The sequence below is a fragment of the Embleya sp. NPDC050154 genome (assembly GCF_044460165.1).
Classification (GTDB): domain Bacteria; phylum Actinomycetota; class Actinomycetes; order Streptomycetales; family Streptomycetaceae; genus Embleya.
This window is the reverse complement of the sequence record NZ_JBITJP010000008.1, coordinates 85,797-101,316: the sequence shown is the minus strand read 5'-3', so window position 1 is coordinate 101,316 and position 15,520 is coordinate 85,797. Positions and strand designations below refer to the sequence as shown.

The window sequence follows — 15,520 nt, the reverse complement described above, 5'->3', positions numbered from 1 at the left end:
CGACCGGACCCGACGCCCAGCGGGGCCTTCCGCCGGAACGCGCGACCCGCGCAACCCGCGCAACCCGCGCAACCCGCGCGAGACGCGCGAGACGCGCGACCCGCGCCACACCCCCGGAAGGCCCCGCGACCACGCCCCGACTCAGTTCACCTGCCGCCCGCCCTCTCCCCAATACCGCGCCCGCAGCGTCTTCTTGTCCGGCTTGCCCAGCGGCGACAGCGGAATCGCATCGGTGAAGTCGATCGACTTGGGTGCCTGCACCGCGCCCTTGCGTTCCTTCACCAGCGCGATCAGCTCCGCCGGATCCACCTCCACGCCCGGCCGGAGCACCACGACCGCCTTGACCGCCTCGCCCCACTTGTCGTCCGGCACACCGACCACCGCGACCGCGGCCACCGCCGGATGCGCCGAGATCACGTCCTCGACCTCGCGCGGGAAGACGTTGAAGCCGCCGGTGATGATCATGTCCTTCTTGCGGTCCACGATGGTCAGGAAGCCGTCCGCGTCCGCCCGCGCGATGTCCCCGGTGTGCAACCAGCCGCCGCGCAGCGCCTCTTCGGTCTGCTCGGGCTTGTTCAGGTAGCCCGCCATCACCAGCGGCCCGCGGACGCAGATCTCGCCCGGCTCGCCCTGGGCCACCTCGTTCAGGTCGTCGTCGAGCAGCCGCACCGTCAGGTACGGGACCGGCCGACCGCACGAGGCGAGTCGCGCCGGGTCGTTCGGGTCGTGCTCGTCCCGGCGCAGCACGGTGATCGTCATCGGGCACTCGGCCTGACCGTAGTACTGGAAGAAGATCGGCCCCAGCCGTTCGATGCCCTCCTTGAGCCGCGCCGGCGACATCGCCGAGGCACCGTAGAACACCGTCTCCAGGCTGGACAGGTCGTGCTTGTCCAGGTCGGGGTGGTCCAGCAGCACATACAGCATGGTCGGCACCAGCATCGTCGCGGTGATCCGGTACTTCTCGATCGCCGCGAGCACCTGCTTGGGATCGAAGTGCGGCAACACCACGATCGAGCCGCCGCGCAACAGCGTCGGGATGAACGCCGACATGCCCGCGTGCGACAGCGGCGTCGCGACCAGGAAGCGCACCTCGTCCGGCCAGTCCCACTCGGCGAGTTGGATGGTCGGCAGGGTCACCCCGGAGCGGTACGTGGACATCACGCCCTTGGGCCGCCCCGTCGTGCCGCCGGTGTACGCGTAGCCCGAGACGTCCTCGGCGCTCACCTGCGGCGGCGTGATCGAACCCGGCTCGAACTTGGCGGCCAGCGCGAGCAGATCGACCCCGAGCCCGTCCGTGGCCGGCCCGAAGGCGAGCAGCTTCAGGTGCGGCAGCCGCTGCTTCAGCGCCGCGGCCCGCTCGCCGTACGGTCCCGGGTCGTAGATCAGCGCCTCGACACCGGCGTCGGCCAGCACGTACGCGTGGTCCTCCAGCGAACCCATCGGGTGCAGCGGCGTCGCGCGACAGCCGGTCAGCATGTTGCAGCCGGTCGCGAACAACACCTCGGGCCGGTTCGCGGACAGCACCGAGACCATGGTGCCCTTGACCACACCCTGCGACGCGTACGCCTGCTGGTAGCGGCTGATCTCGTCGCGGACCTGACGCGCCGTCAAGACATCCTCGCCCGCCGGTCGGTCGGTCAGGTAGACGGCCGGCTTGTCGGCATGCCTGGTCAGCGCGTGCAGGAGCAGATCGGGGACGAATACCGGGCGGTGCAGCGCGGCGGGCAGGTCGTACGACATCTGCGGCTTCCCCTCGGAGGCGATGGACGATGACGGATGGCGGCGGACCGTGGCGGAGGCCGAAGGCGTCGCCGTGCGAGAACATGTTTTCGCCATCCATTGACCTCGTCAAGGAACCTTACCTATCGTTCGGCCGGTGGCCGACCTCGTTCCCAGGCCGAGAGGATGACCGTGTCGACACAGACCGTCAGTACTATCCAGTTCCCTTACAAGCGCACACTCGGACCGGTCATGGGTCGCTTCTTCTCGGAGTTGACCGCCCGTCGCATCGTCGGGATCCGCTCCGGTGAGCGGGTGATCGTGCCGCCCATGGAGTACGACCCGGAGACCGGGAACGAACTCGCGCACGACTTCGTCGAGGTGGGTCCGATCGGCACCGTCCGGTCCTGGACCTGGGTCGCCGAACCGATCGAATCGCACCCGCTGGACCGGCCGTTCGCCTTCGTGCTGGTGCGGCTGGACGGCGCGGACACCGACCTGGTGCACGTGCTGGACGCCGGCAGCGAGGACGCGGTGAGCACCGGCATGCGGGTCGCGCCGCGCTGGCGCGACGAGCCCGTCGGCCGGATCGACGACATCGTCTGCTTCGTGCCGGGCGAGAATGCCCAGGCCCCGGCGGGTGAGCCCGGCGAGGCGCAGGAGGTGACCACGATGGAGTACTTCTCCAAGATCACCTACACCGACGTGCTCTCGCCCACCCTGGTCCGCTACGCGAACAACCTGCGGGCGGGCCGGCTCACCGGCCAGCGCTGCCCGCAGTGCAACCGCGTGTTCCTGGGCCGGGGTTACTGCTCCGTGGACGCCATCCTGCTCGGCCCCGAGTTGGACGAGGTGCTGCCGGACCGGGGCGTGGTGTCCAACTACACGATCATCACCCCCACGCCCTACCCCGGGCAGAAGGAGACCGAGCCGTTCGCACGGGCCTCCGTCGTGCTCGAAGGCGACGAGATGGTGATCGCGCAGCAGCAGATCCTGGACATCCCGGTGTCCGAGATCCGGGTCGGCATGCGGGTCCAGGCCGAGTGGATGCCCGAAGCCGAGCGGGACGCGGCGGAGATCACCAGCAAGGGTTGGGGCACGGTCTCCGGCTTCATCAAGGGCTGGCGGCACACCGGCGAGCCGGACGAGCCCGCCGAGCAGTACATGAACCGGGTGTTCTGATGACGGCGCGTCACAACGCGGACGGCACCGGCCGGACCGGCCAAGAGGCGGGCGAGACAAGGGAGACGGCAGTGCGGCAGGACAGCGACATCGCGATCGTCGCGACCGCGCAGCTCCCGGCGGTGCGCCGGCAGGAGCTCACCGAGACCGAGATGCTGCTGATGGTCGTGGACGAGGCCCTGGGCAAGGTCGGCCTCGAGCGCTCCGACATCGGCTTCAGTTGCCAGGGCTCGTGCGACTACATCTCCGGCGGCACGTTCTCGTTCGTGCCCAACCTGGACGCGATGGGCGCGTGGCCGCCGATCCACGAGTCGCACGTGGAGATGGACGGCGCGTGGGCGATGTACGAAGCCTGGGTGCGGCTCAAGCACGGCGACATCGACATCGCGGTGGCGATGGGCTCGGGCAAGTCCTCCACCGGCGACCCGGCCGCGATCTACCCGCAGGAACTCGACCCGTACTACCTCGCGCCGCTCGGCCTGGACCCGGTCTCGCTGGCCGCGCTCCAGGCCCGGCAGTTGATCGAGTCGGGCAAGACCACCGAACGCGAACTCGCCGAGATCGCCGCACGCTCGCGGCGCGACGCGGCGGGCAATCCCAAGCAGCAGGTACGCAACGCCGAGCAGGACGTGGACAAGCTGCTCGCCGAGGCATACCTGCGCAACCCGCTGCGCAAGAGCGACCTGCCGCCGATCTCGGACGGCGCGTGCGCGGTGGTGCTCGTCCGCGGTCCGCGCGCGGCCGAACTGACCGAGCGCCCGGCCTGGATCACCGGCCTCGACCACCGCAGCGAGGTGCACAACCCGGCGCTGCGTGACCTGACCGACTCGCCCTCGACCCGGATCGCCGCCGAGCGCGCGGGCGGTGTGGCGGGTGTCGAGGTGGCCGAGCTGATGGCTCCGTTCACCGCGCAGGAGGTGATCCTGCGGCAGTCTCTGGGCCTGGCCGACGACGTGTTGATCAACCCGTCCGGCGGTGCGCTCACCGGCAACCCGCTGATGGCCACCGGCCTGGTCCGGATCGCCGCCGCCGCCGACCGGATCCTGGTCGACGGCCGCTCGCGCACGCTCGGGCACGCCACGTCCGGCCCGGCACTCCAGCAGAACCTCGTCTGTGTCCTGGAAGGTGACAACCGATGACCCATGAGCGCGTTGCCGTCGTCGGCATCGGCCAGACCAAGCACAAGAAGCGGCGGGACGACCTGTCCATCGCGGGCCTCGTCCGCGAGGCCGCCCAGCGCGCGCTCGACGACGCGCGGATGACCTGGAGCGACATCGACGCGGTGGTGATCGGGAAGGCCCCCGACATCTTCGAGGGTGTGATGAAGCCCGAGCTCTACCTCGCGGACGCGCTCGGCGGGGCCGGGAAGCCGGTGTTTCGGGTGCACACCGCGGGCAGTGTGGGCGGGTCGACCGCGATCGTCGCCTCACACCTGATCAGCAGTCGCGTGCACAAGCGGGTGTTGGCCGTCGCGTGGGAGAAGCAGTCCGAGGGCAACGCGCAATTCGGCCTGGGCGGCGGCAAGTCCGGGTCGATCGGCGCGGGCGGCGCGTTCGCGCCCTGGATTCGGGCCTACATCCAGAAGTCCGGGGCGCCCGAGCACATCGGCTGGCAGGTGGCGGTCAAGGACCGGCAGAACGCGCTGCGCAACCAGTACGCGCACCTGCAACTCAAGGACATCTCGATCGACAAGGTCCGCGAGTCGCCGATGATGTGGGACCCGCTGCACTTCCTGGAGTCGTGCCCGTCCTCGGACGGCGCCGGCGCGATCGTGCTGACCGACGAGGCGGGTGGCGACGCGGCGGCGGCCGACGGCCGGGCCCCGGCCTGGATCCTGGGCACCTCGATGCGTTCCGAGCCGTCCTCGTTCAACGGCCGCGACCCGATCCGCCCGCAGGCGGGCGTCGACTGCGCGTGGGACGTCTACCGCCAGGCCGGGATCACCGACCCGCGTCGCCAGATCGACGTGGCCGAGTTGTACGTGCCGTTCTCCTGGTACGAGCCGATGTGGCTGGAGGGCCACGACATCGCGCCCGTGGGGGAGGGCTGGAAGATGGTCGACCGCGGTGAGACCGCGTTCGACGGCGACTTCCCGGTGAACCCGTCGGGCGGCGTGCTCTCCTCCAACCCGATCGGCGCGTCCGGCATGCTGCGGTTCCTGGAGGCGGCCCTCCAGGTGCGGGGCGCGGCCGGAGAACACCAGGTGGACGGCGCGAAGGTCGCGCTGGCGCAGGCGTACGGCGCCGCGGCGCAGTACTTCGCGATGTGGGCGGTGGGTGCGGACAAGCCGTAGCGGCCCCGCGCCGCTCCCGTGACATCGCGCGGGAACGCGGCTCGGCGCGACGGCCGATGTGTCGACCGGCAAATGGTAAGGCTCCTTGACCTTGATTTAGTCAAGGAGCCTTCCTATTCTGGGGCCTTCACCCGGTGACCGGAGGTTCTGGCGATGAAGCCCCCCATCTGCGCGAGGCTCGGGATCGACTTCCCGATCTTCGCGTTCTCCCACTGCCGTGACGTGGTCGCGGCGGTCAGCCGAGCCGGCGGCTTCGGCGTCCTCGGCGCGCTCGCGTTCGATCCCGAGCAACTGGAGATCGAGCTGGCCTGGCTCGACGAACACACCGACGGCAAGCCGTACGGCGTCGACCTGGCGATCCCGATGGCGTACATCGGCAAGGGCGGCGGCGACGCCGCGCTGCCGAGCAATCTGGAGAAGCTGATCCCGGAGCAGCACTGGAAGTTCGTCGACGAACTGCTGGAGCGGCACGGGATCCCGGCGCTGCCCGCCGAGTTGACGGACAAGCCGGTCAAGGCCGCCGGGCTGAACGTGGACCTGGAGTCGCGCGCGCAGATCGAGGTGTCGCTCAAGCACCCGCTGGTCAAGATGTTCGTCAACGCGCTCGGCCCGCCGCCGGCCGACATCATCGACGCGTGCCACGCGGCGGGCGTTCTGGTCGGCGCGCTGTGCGGCAGCCCTCGGCATGCCCAAAAGCAGGTCGAGGCGGGTGTGGACGTGGTGGTCGCGCAGGGCACCGAGGCCGGTGGGCACTGTGGCGAGATCTCCACGATGGTGCTCATCCCGCAGGTAGTGGACACGGTCGGCCCGGACGTCCCGGTGCTCGCGGCCGGTGGCATCGGCGGTGGTCGGCAGATGGCCGCCGCCCTGGCGCTCGGCGCGCAGGGGGTATGGACGGGGAGTCTGTGGCTCACCGTCGCCGAGGCGGACACCCACGAGGTGGCCGTACAGAACCTGCTGGAGGCCAAGTCCACCGACACCGTGCGCTCGCGGGCGATGACCGGCAAGCCGGCCCGCCAACTCAAGAGCGCGTGGACCGAGGCGTGGGAGGACCCGGCGAATCCCGACCCGCTGCCGATGCCGCTCCAGGGCATCATCTTCAACGCGGCGTCCCGGCGCTTCACCCGGACCAAGAACAAGGAGCTCAACGGCTGGCCGGTGGGCCAGGTCGTGGGCATGCTCGACCGGGTGCGGCCGACGCAGGAGGTCGTGCTGTCCCTGGTCGAGGAGTGGATCGAGACGACCGAGCGGCTGACCGCGTTCCTCGCCGACGACTGAGCCCGCCGCGGCGACTCGGATCCGGCGGCGACTTCGATCCGGCCGAGACCTGCCGGGCCGGGCGCGCGGGAGGACTCGCGTGCACGGCCCGGCGGTCGGCGGGTCACGGGAGTGAGTGACACCGGTCCCGCGCCTATGGATATCGCGAACTGTCTCGGTATTTCCGCAACTTGAGTGTTTTGCGTGTGTCGGCGGCGAGATGTCGGTAAAATTTGCCGGCTCGCCGGCGTCGGGTCTCGACACGTGTGGAGGTGCCCGACGCCGGCGGTTCGCCTACGGGGCGACCGAGTCCCACCCGGTGAAGCCCGATGGGTCGTGCCGACCGAAGGTGCCGTGCTCGAAGATGCCCACACCCTCGGCGAGCAACGCCCCGTCGGGGCCGGTGAGTCGGGCGGAGGCGACGTGGTCGATCACGCTGAACGGGATGCGCTTGGCCACCTCGGGATCCTGCTGCTCGTACACCGCGCCGTCGAGGTAGTCCTCGCCCTTCCACTGGCCGTGGCCCCAGTCCGGGTCGCCGCCGTAGCCCGCGCCGACGTTGAGCGCGATGTACCCGTGGTTGTCCAGGTGCAGCGTGAGCGCGTTGCGCTTGCGGTCGGTCAGGTGGATCGCGGCACCCTCGGGTATCCGGGTGCCGGACGTGTAGCGCACGTCGAACTCGGGCCAGCCGAGTTGCTCGGGCGCCTTCCCGTCGGCGATCGGGAAGATCCGGATCGCCTCGGTCAGGAAGCGGTGCCCCTCGGCCGACTCCTGCGCGATGATCATCAGCGCCTGGTCGCCGAGGTGGATGGGGATCCAGTTCCACCAGAACCCGGCGGTCTGCGCGGGCCGCCCGGCCGGCGGCGCCTCGCCCGACGGGCGGATGCCCCACGAGCGGTCGCGCGAGCCGGACCAGGTCTGCGGGGTGACCGCGATCTCCTCGCCGTCCAGGGTCACCGTGCCGGTCCAGTCGCCGATCTGCACGAAGCGCGAGGCGTCCAGGAGTGGCTTGAAGTCGCTGCGCTGCACGTGTCGAGGTTCCGGCAGCGGCGCGAACGGTGAGGTGAAGGTGAGGTCGATCGAGATGCCCTGGTCCGGCGCGTCGCACACCACGCGCACGCTGGCCAGCGGCTCCAGGACCTCGATCCGGTACGGCCCGACCTCCTGCTTGAGCCGATCCGGGCCGAGCGCGCCGGACATCCGCACCGCGTGCTGGCGGCCGTCCTTGCGGATCACCACGTACGCGTCGATCACGCCCAGGTTCGGATAGACCCCCAGGCCGGTCGCGATCTGGACGCCGCCCGCGCGGTCGTAGGCGTGCATGATGCAGCGGTCGTAGAAGTTCCGGTCGGTCGAGCCGACCTCGCTGTGGAACAGCGGGACCTGGTGGACCGGATATTCGTCCAGGGGCACGGGGATCGGCATCGGATTCCTCCTGACCACGCGCCGACGTGCGCCGACGCGTTGGCGCTGGTTGAGACGTCGTGCGAGTCTGCGTCAAATCATTGACGCAATCAAGCGTCTCGCTCGCGCACGGCCGGGGTCATCGCTCGTCGAGTGCGGTCGCGAACCGGGCGGCTTCGGCGGGCGCGGCGTGGTGCGGCGTCGCACGACGCGACCTCGACGCGCTGCCGGTGCGGTGCCTCCACGGCAGTGCGTTGCCGATGCGATGCCGGTGTGACGTCCGGCGGCGGCCCGGTCGGGCATCGGAGGTATGCGGCGGGAAGAATCGGACATATCGGACATATCGGCCATGTAGTTGAATCCGCCACTCGGTTGGGCCTCCAGCCGTCGGTGCGGTTGCCACGCTCCGTGAGACACGTGTTACTGAAGGTGTCCATGTGTAGGGATACCGCCCGGACCACGCTGTCGCCCACCGTCGTGGGGAAGGGCGGTCGGGATGGAAGTCCGCGACGCGTCGGGAGAGATCATGAGTCACCAGCAAGACCTCGTCATCTGCCGCGAACTCGGCGACCGCAACGGCGAGGGGCGGACGTTGAACAACCTCGGCACCGCCCTCCAGCACGTGCGGCGGTTCGACGAGGCCATCGACGCCCACCAGGAAGACCTCGTCAACTGCCGTGAGCAAACCGACCACCACGGCGAAGCCCAGGCGCTGGGCAATCTGGGTACCGCCTTCCAACAGGTGGGGAAGTTCGACGAAGCCATCGACGCCCATCGACGGGCCGCGGCCCTGTTCGCCGATCTCGACGACCGGCACCGCGAGGCCCAGGTCCTCAACAACCTCGGCACCGCTCTCCAGGAGGTGCGGCGGTTCGACGAGGCCATCGAGGCGCATCGGCAGGCCGCGGCCCTGTTCACCGAACTCGACGACCACCACCGCGAGGCCCAGGCCCTGAACAACCTGGGCATCGCCCTTCAGGAGGTGCGGCGGTTCGACGAGGCCATCGAGGCGCATCGGCAGGCCGCCACCCTGTTCACCGAACTCGACGACCACCACCGCGAGGGCCAGGCCCTGAACAACTTCGGGTTTGCCCTTCAGGAGGTGCGGCGGTTCGAGGACGCCATCGAGGCGCATCGGCAGGCCGCGGCCCTGTTCACCGAACTCGACGACCTGCACCGACAAGGCCAGGCACTGGACTGCCTCGGAGGCGCGTTGCACCAGGTGCGGCGGTTCGACGAGGCGGCCGACGCGCACGAGCGGGCCGCGACCCTGTTCGAGAAGCTCGGCGACCGGCACCGCGAGGGCCAGGCGCTGAACAGCTTCGGGGCCGCGCTCCAGCAGTTGCGGCGGTTCGACGAGGCGGTCGGCGCGCACGAGCAGGCCGCGACCCTGTTCGGGCAGGTCGGCGACCGCCTCGGCGAGGGCCGGGCGCTGAGCGAGATGGGTACGGCCCGCAAGCGGGCGCGCGGGGACGACGAGGACCGCGGACCCGGGTTGTGGGGCAGATTCGCGGCGCGGCGTCGGGAGCGACAGGAACGACCGTTCGACGCGATCGCCGCACTCGGCCCGGTCCTCGAACCGACGCAATAGCGCACGGATCCCCCGGCGCATGCTCTGGGGCAAGGACGGCTTCCCGCCGAGTCACGGGCACTCGTCCCCGCGTGGTCGTCGAGCCGGTGCCCGGGCGGAGGCAAAGACGCGGACGGCACCGAACGAGGAAACCGGAATTCCATATTCCGGTTTCCTCGTTCGGCTTTCCCGGTTCGGGTTCGACTTCCCCGTTCCGGAATTCCGGCTTCCGGATTCCCGTCCCCGGTTTCCTCGTGCCGACGGGCCGCTCCGGATCGGCGTCCGAGGATCGCGTCCGAAGATCAGCGTCCGGAGTGGAAGTAGTCCCGCGGATCCCTTTCCGCCCCGTGCCGGCGCGACGCCCGTCGGCCGACCCGACTCGCGGCCGATGTCGCACCGATCCGGTTGTCCTCCAGGCGGGCCAATCGGGCGTCGAGTTCCGCCTCTTCCTTGATCTCGTCGGCGGACGGCGACAGCGCGACGACGAACAACGTGATCACCGTGAAAAGGCTGATTCCGGTGATCAACGGCGCGAGGAATTGGGAGGCTTCCACGCCGTGTGCCATGCCGTGCCTGCCCTCGGTGCGCACACTCATCGCGGACATGCCCGTGTAATGCATTCCGCTGACCGCCAGGCCCATGATCAACGCGGCGCCCCCGGTCGCCGCGAATCCGCTCACGTTCAACGCGGCCCACAGCGCGGCGGTGGCCGCGACCACCGCGATCACGATCGACAGGCCGACCCGGAACGAGTCGTATTCGACCGAACCGTCCAGGCTCATCGCGGCCATGCCCATGTAGTGCATGCTCGCCACGCCGCCACCGGTGATCACCCCGCCGAGGACCAGTCCCACCGCGCCCGCGTCGCGCCGACCGGCGACCGCCATGCCGATGCCGACCACCACCACCGCGAGCACGAGCGATGTCATCGTCTTGGTCACGTCGTATCGAATCGGTGTCTCGCGCACGGAGAATCCGAGCATGCCGATGAAATGCATGACCCAGATTCCGGTGCCGCCGATCGACACCGCGCCCAGTACCAACCAACGTGCCCGAACCCAACCGCGCACCGCGCGCGCCCGTGTCGTACAGAGCAGCCCCAGAGCCGATCCGACACACGACATGAGATAGGCGATGCCCGGGGTCACAGCTCCGTACGCGAAATGATCTACGTGTCCCATGCCGGCAAACCGCTCCGTTAGTCCAGGCCCCTTCGGAAGCGGGGGAATGTCATCGTCGAATCGCCGATGATAGGGCAGCCGGGCCGGCGGTTCTCAGGCGGGTTTGCGACATTCCGAAACGAAGATCGAGAACGTCACCGCCCGTACGCGGAGCTGGAATTCGGATAAAGATCCCGGTAAGCCGGGATCTCGCCGCCGCGTTTCGCGGCCAGTACGCCGTGCAGCACGGCCCGGGCGAATACGTCCGCCGCCGCCGCGTGGATCACGGTCAGCGCGGCGGCCTCCGCGTTCACCCCGTACGGCGTGGTCGGATCGGGCGTGGGCAGCGGCACCAGGGCCGTGGACACCGCGAAGACGGTGTCGCCGTCGTAGAGCGTGTGCACCGGTCGGATCGCCCGGGCCAGCCCGTCGTGCGCGACGCCCGCGACCTTGTGCGCCTGCGACCTGGTCAGCACCGCGTCGGTGGCCACGATCCCGATCGTGGTGTTGAGCGAGGGCGGCAACTTGGCCGACGCCGCAGCGCGGTCCAACGCGGCGGCGTGTTCGGCGTGTTCGGGCGGGGCGAGCGGAAACTCGCCGGGCAGGCCGAGGCCGACCGCGTACGGCAGCCCGCCGGTCGGGTCCACCGCCGAGCCCGCCGCGTTGACCACCGCGAGCGCGGCGACGGTGACCCCGCCGGGCAGCACCACGCTTGCGGTGCCGACCCCGCCGCGCAGTCCGCCGACCATCGCGCCGGTGCCCGCGCCCACACTGCCCATCGGCACCGGCGCGTGCTCCGGCTCGGCGTCGGCCGCCGCGATCGCCGCCCGGCCCAGCGCCGCGTCCGGCCGCCGGGCCCAGTCGCCACCGCGTCCGAGGTCGAACAACGACGCGGCCGGCACCACCGGCACCACCTGATGCGGCTCCGTGCCGACCGGGAACCCGCGACCGCGCTCGGCCAGCCAGGCCACCACGCCGCCCGCCGCGTCCAGGCCGAACGCGCTGCCGCCGCTGAGCACGATCGCCTCGATCCGGGGCACCAGGTTGCGCGGGTCGAGCGCGTCCAACTCGCGGGTGCCCGGCGCGCCGCCGCGGACGTCCACCCCGGCCACGAACCCGCCGACCGGGCCGAGCAGGACGGTGGTGCCGGTCATCGCGCCGGCATCGGTGTAGGCGGCGTGTCCGACCCGCAGTCCGGCCACGTCGGTGATCGCGTTGCGCGGTCCGACCTTGTATTCCTCGACGTCGAACATGCGGCCTCCCGAGAGCGATGAACCGTGCTGAGGTCCCTGTTCCCATGCTGCTCCATCCAGCATGTCTCAGAGTTCAAGATTCTCGTCTCAAGTTCTGAGAAAGCTTGTATGGTGCACTGATATCGACGTGGAGGTGGCGCGATGGGGGAGAGTCGGCGCTGGCTGATGCTGGCCATCGGAATGTGCGCACAACTGGCGAGTTGCGTGTTCCTGTACGGCCTCGCCTACCTCGTCCCGGTGCTCCGCGAGGACGAGGGCATGTCGCTCGCGCAGGCCGGCACGGTCGTGGCGTGCCCGACCTTCGGCCTGTTGCTGACCCTGGTGTTGTGGGGCGCCGCGGCCGATCGCTGGGGCGAGCGCCGGGTGATGGCGGTGGGTCTGGCGCTGGCCGGAGTCGCGATCGTGGTGGCCCTGGCCGGCGACGGCGCGGTGTGGTTGGCCGGCTGGCTCGCGGTCGCCGGCGCGTGCTCGGCGGCGGTCAACGCGGCCAGCGGGCGAGTCGTGCTGGGCTGGTTCGCTCCCGAGCAGCGCGGACTGGCGATGGGCATGCGGCAGATGGCGCAGCCACTGGGCATGGTGGCCGGCGCCCTGGTGCTGCCGCCGATCGGTACCCACGCGGGCTTTCGGGCCGCCCTGGTCTTCCCGGCCGTGTTGTGTGTGCTGGGTGCGGCGCTGGTCGCGGTAATCGTGCGCGACCCGGCCCGACCCGAGACGCCGGCCGGTGCGAGCAGGCCCGCCTCCCCGTACGACTCGCCGATCCTGTACCGGATACACGCGGCGAGCGCGCTGCTGGTGGTGCCCCAGTTCGTGGTGGTGTCCTTCGCGTCGGACTACCTGGTCTCCGAGCACGGCTGGACCGCGACCACCGCCGGGCGCCTGCTCGCGGCCGTGCAACTGGTCGCCGCGGGCACCCGGATCGCGGTCGGCCGCTGGTCGGACCTGGTCGGCTCCCGGCTGCGGCCGATGCGGACGTTGTGCGCGGTCAACGCCGTGGTGGTGGGCGCGCTCGCGCTGACCTCGGTGATCGGCGGACCGGTCGCGATCGGCTTCCTACTGCTCGCCTCGGTGGCCACGGTGAGCTGGAACGGGCTGGCGTTCACGGCGGTCGCCGAGATCGCGGGCGGCGCGTGGGCGGGTCGGGTGATGGGCATCCAGAACACCGGCCAGAACCTGACCGCCGCCGCCGGACCACCGCTGTTCGGGATGATCATCGGCGGCCCGGGCGGCTATGCCGGCGCGTACACCATCTGCGCGCTGCTCCCGGTCCTGGCCGGGCTGTTGACGCCGGGTCAGGACTCCCGTTCGGAGTACGCGACCATGCCGAGCAGCAACACGTCGATGCCGAACGCGAAGCGCTCGTCGCCGTCGCCGGAGGTCAACGCGTCGGACATCGACATCAGCGTGGGGAAGCGCGAGGCCGGGAGCGACGTGAAGTAGTCGTGGATCCGCCGGTAGTAGGCGTCGCGCTCGGCGTCGGTCGACCCGTGCATGGTGCCCTGGCCGCCCATCTCCAGGCCGGACATCACGGTGTACATCGACAGCAGGTCGGCCGCGAACGCGCTGACCTTCTTGGACAGTCCGCCCGCGCGCAGGATGGCCAGCAGGCGCTCGGAGGAGTCGAGCGAGTTGGGTCCCATCGGCACCGCGCCGATCAGGGCGCGGCCGAGATCTCGGTGTGAGGCGTACACGTCGCGGATCGCGAACATCGCCTCGCGCAGTTGCTCGCGCCAGCGCTCGGGATCCGCGACCGGGATCCGGACCTCCCCGTTGACCCGGTCCACCACGAGCTCGACGAGCTCGTCCTTGTTGGCCACATAGGCGTACAGCGACGCCGCGCCGGTGTCGAAGCGTTGGGCGATCCGGCGCATGCTCAACGCGTCCATGCCCTCCGCGTCGATGATCTCCAGGGCGGCGGTGACGATCGCCTCCTGGCTCAGGGTCGGCTTGCGCGCCGCCCGACTCCTGGGCGACGTGCGCCAGGGCGGCATGGGTACTTCGGGAACCTCGGACACGGCGCCACCTCCTCGATCAACCCCACACCGATCGCTCAGCTTTACGAACACTGTACTTGACGCGAACGCTGTTCGTGATTAAAACAGTGTTCGAAGAGATAACGGCGTTCGAAGCACGAACGGCGTTCGCATTTAGAGGGGGAGACGATGGAAACCGACATCACCAGGGCGGCGCCGGTCGCGGCCGAGCCGGCGGAGCGGCCGTCCTACCCGCTCCGGTGGATCGGCCTCGCGGTGGTCATGGGCGCCGACATCATGGACCTGCTGGACGCCACCATCGTCCAGGTGGCGGGGCCCGGCATCCGGGAATCCCTCGGCGGCACCTCGACCCACCTCCAGTGGTTCTCGGCCGCGTACACGCTGGCGTTCGCGATGTTCCTGATCACCGGCGCCCGACTCGGCGACATCCTCGGCCGGCGCCGGATGTTCCTCGGTGGGGTGCTCGCCTTCACCGTCACCTCGGCGCTGTGCGGCCTGGCTCAATCACCGGAGATGCTGATCGTCGCGCGCGGCTTGCAGGGTCTGGCCGCCGCGATGATGGTGCCGCAGGCGATCGGACTGATCCGGGAGATGTTCGACGAGCGCGAGATCGGCGCGGCGTTCGCGGTGTTCGGCCCGGCGATGGGCCTGGCCGCGGTGCTCGGCCCGATCCTGGGCGGCGTGGTGATGGACGCCGACCTGTTCGGCCTGGGCTGGCGCGCGGTCTTCCTGTTGAACGTGCCGCTGGGTCTGTTCGCCTTCTTCGCCGGCTCCACCGTGGTGCCCCGACCCACCACCCCGGCGGCCGGCACGCGCCGGCCCGGCCTGGACGTGGTCGGCATGGTCCTGGTCACCACCGCACTGGTGCTGCTCGTCTACCCGCTGGTCCAGGGCCGCGAACAGGGCTGGCCCGGCTGGACGTTCGTGTGCATGACCGGCTCACTGCCGGTGCTGGCGCTGTTCGCCTGGTACGAGGTGCGGACCGGTCGTGCGGGCCGCGACGCGCTCGTGGAGATCAGCCTGTTCCGCAATCGCGCGTTCACCGGCGCCCTCGCGGTCGGCCTGATGATGTTCGGCTCGATGATCGGCCTGATGCTCCTGCTCGGCGTCTACCTCCAGGTCGGCCTGGGCTGGAGCGCGACGCACGCGGCGCTCGCGCTGATCCCGTGGTCGCTGGGCTCGACCGTCGGCGCAGGTCTGGCCGGCGCGGTGCTCGCCGCCAAGTACGGCCGCCGGGTCCTGCACGCCGGCCTGCTGGTCGGCCTGGTCGGGGTGATCGGCATCGGTGCCACCCTCGCGCTGCACGACGGGCCGGTGGACGCCTGGGTCCTGCTGCCGGCGACCACGGTCACGGGCTTCGGCTTCGGTCTGCTGATGGCGCCCTTCTTCGGGATCGCGCTCGCCGGGGTCGGCGACCACGAGATCGGCTCGGCGTCAGGAGTGCTCAACGCGGTCCAGCAACTCGCGGGCGCGCTGGGGGTGGCGCTGTTCGGCACGCTGTTCTTCGGCCACGTGGAGGACAACGTGGCTGCCGCGCACGGAGCGGACGCGGTGCGCGCGGTGTTCGACGACGCGTTCACGATCGGCCTCGTGGGCAGCGCGCTCGCGCTGGCCGCGGGGTGGGGGCTCGCGTTCCTGATGCCGCGGTGGGAACGGCCGCCGGGCGCGGAGGGCGGCGCGGGGCACTGAGT

At 70.5% G+C, this 15,520-nt stretch carries 11 protein-coding genes and 1 pseudogene; 7 read left to right on the top strand and 5 right to left on the bottom strand.

The annotated features are described in order from the left end of the window. Positions 1-141: 141 nt before the first annotated feature. On the bottom strand, positions 142-1,740 hold the full coding sequence (locus tag ACIBSV_RS18630) for an AMP-binding protein (RefSeq protein ID WP_395864242.1): 1,599 nt from the start codon (positions 1,738-1,740) through the stop codon (positions 142-144). A 165-nt stretch (positions 1,741-1,905) separates the two neighbouring features. Between ACIBSV_RS18630 and ACIBSV_RS18625 the strand changes: the two genes are divergently transcribed. From ACIBSV_RS18625 to ACIBSV_RS18610, 4 genes are all read left to right on the top strand, one after another. Beyond that, the gene (locus ACIBSV_RS18625) at positions 1,906-2,901 is read left to right on the top strand and encodes a Zn-ribbon domain-containing OB-fold protein (RefSeq protein WP_395864241.1); all 996 of its coding nucleotides are present in this window, start codon (positions 1,906-1,908) and stop codon (positions 2,899-2,901) included. Then, positions 2,901-4,040: a lipid-transfer protein gene (locus tag ACIBSV_RS18620; protein ID WP_395864240.1), complete on the top strand. Its 1,140-nt coding sequence runs from the start codon at positions 2,901-2,903 to the stop codon at positions 4,038-4,040. Before ACIBSV_RS18625 ends, ACIBSV_RS18620 begins: the two co-directional genes overlap by 1 nt. Beyond that, positions 4,037-5,194, top strand: a complete 1,158-nt coding sequence (locus ACIBSV_RS18615) for a thiolase domain-containing protein (protein WP_395864239.1) — start codon at positions 4,037-4,039, stop codon at positions 5,192-5,194. The genes ACIBSV_RS18620 and ACIBSV_RS18615 overlap by 4 nt, the downstream gene beginning before the upstream one ends. Positions 5,195-5,347: 153 nt before the next feature. Then, positions 5,348-6,472, top strand: coding sequence for an NAD(P)H-dependent flavin oxidoreductase (locus ACIBSV_RS18610; protein WP_395864238.1), 1,125 nt, complete (start codon positions 5,348-5,350; stop codon positions 6,470-6,472). 273 nt (positions 6,473-6,745) lie between these two features. On the opposite strand, the gene ACIBSV_RS18605 is transcribed toward ACIBSV_RS18610, so the two are convergent. Next, positions 6,746-7,876, bottom strand: coding sequence for a hypothetical protein (locus tag ACIBSV_RS18605; RefSeq protein WP_395864237.1), 1,131 nt, complete (start codon positions 7,874-7,876; stop codon positions 6,746-6,748). Between the two features lie 505 nt (positions 7,877-8,381). On the opposite strand from ACIBSV_RS18605, the gene ACIBSV_RS18600 reads away from it, so the two are divergent. Then, on the top strand, positions 8,382-9,446 hold the full coding sequence (locus ACIBSV_RS18600; RefSeq protein ID WP_395864235.1) for a tetratricopeptide repeat protein: 1,065 nt from the start codon (positions 8,382-8,384) through the stop codon (positions 9,444-9,446). Between the two features lie 281 nt (positions 9,447-9,727). On the opposite strand, the gene ACIBSV_RS18595 is transcribed toward ACIBSV_RS18600, so the two are convergent. After that, a complete protein-coding gene (locus tag ACIBSV_RS18595) occupies positions 9,728-10,606 on the bottom strand; it encodes an MHYT domain-containing protein (RefSeq protein WP_395864233.1) in 879 nt (292 codons plus the stop codon). A gap of 134 nt (positions 10,607-10,740) precedes the next feature. Next, on the bottom strand, positions 10,741-11,838 hold the full coding sequence (locus ACIBSV_RS18590; RefSeq protein WP_395864231.1) for a P1 family peptidase: 1,098 nt from the start codon (positions 11,836-11,838) through the stop codon (positions 10,741-10,743). Between the two features lie 141 nt (positions 11,839-11,979). Between ACIBSV_RS18590 and ACIBSV_RS18585 the strand changes: the two genes are divergently transcribed. Next, positions 11,980-13,275 (top strand): MFS transporter, encoded by a 1,296-nt coding sequence (locus tag ACIBSV_RS18585; RefSeq protein WP_395864230.1) that lies wholly within the window; start codon positions 11,980-11,982, stop codon positions 13,273-13,275. Here the strand turns inward: ACIBSV_RS18585 and ACIBSV_RS18580 are convergent. Further along, positions 13,212-13,826: pseudogene (locus ACIBSV_RS18580) on the bottom strand (TetR/AcrR family transcriptional regulator); the annotation flags it as partial. The gene ACIBSV_RS18585 and the pseudogene ACIBSV_RS18580 sit on opposite strands and share 64 nt — an antisense overlap. A 171-nt stretch (positions 13,827-13,997) precedes the next feature. Between ACIBSV_RS18580 and ACIBSV_RS18575 the strand changes: the two are divergent. Further along, positions 13,998-15,518, top strand: coding sequence for an MFS transporter (locus tag ACIBSV_RS18575; RefSeq protein WP_395864228.1), 1,521 nt, complete (start codon positions 13,998-14,000; stop codon positions 15,516-15,518). Positions 15,519-15,520 lie beyond the last annotated feature (2 nt).

Bases quoted from the DNA above. Each gene is read 5' to 3' on its own strand.
- ACIBSV_RS18630 (WP_395864242.1), bottom strand. From the start codon at position 1,740: ATGTCGTACGACCTGCCCGCCGCGCTGCACCGCCCGGTATTCGTCCCC.
- ACIBSV_RS18625 (WP_395864241.1), top strand. From the start codon at position 1,906: ATGACCGTGTCGACACAGACCGTCAGTACTATCCAGTTCCCTTACAAG.
- ACIBSV_RS18620 (WP_395864240.1), top strand. From the start codon at position 2,901: ATGACGGCGCGTCACAACGCGGACGGCACCGGCCGGACCGGCCAAGAG.
- ACIBSV_RS18615 (WP_395864239.1), top strand. From the start codon at position 4,037: ATGACCCATGAGCGCGTTGCCGTCGTCGGCATCGGCCAGACCAAGCAC.
- ACIBSV_RS18610 (WP_395864238.1), top strand. From the start codon at position 5,348: ATGAAGCCCCCCATCTGCGCGAGGCTCGGGATCGACTTCCCGATCTTC.
- ACIBSV_RS18605 (WP_395864237.1), bottom strand. From the start codon at position 7,876: ATGCCGATCCCCGTGCCCCTGGACGAATATCCGGTCCACCAGGTCCCG.
- ACIBSV_RS18600 (WP_395864235.1), top strand. From the start codon at position 8,382: ATGAGTCACCAGCAAGACCTCGTCATCTGCCGCGAACTCGGCGACCGC.
- ACIBSV_RS18595 (WP_395864233.1), bottom strand. From the start codon at position 10,606: ATGGGACACGTAGATCATTTCGCGTACGGAGCTGTGACCCCGGGCATC.
- ACIBSV_RS18590 (WP_395864231.1), bottom strand. From the start codon at position 11,838: ATGTTCGACGTCGAGGAATACAAGGTCGGACCGCGCAACGCGATCACC.
- ACIBSV_RS18585 (WP_395864230.1), top strand. From the start codon at position 11,980: ATGGGGGAGAGTCGGCGCTGGCTGATGCTGGCCATCGGAATGTGCGCA.
- ACIBSV_RS18575 (WP_395864228.1), top strand. From the start codon at position 13,998: ATGGAAACCGACATCACCAGGGCGGCGCCGGTCGCGGCCGAGCCGGCG.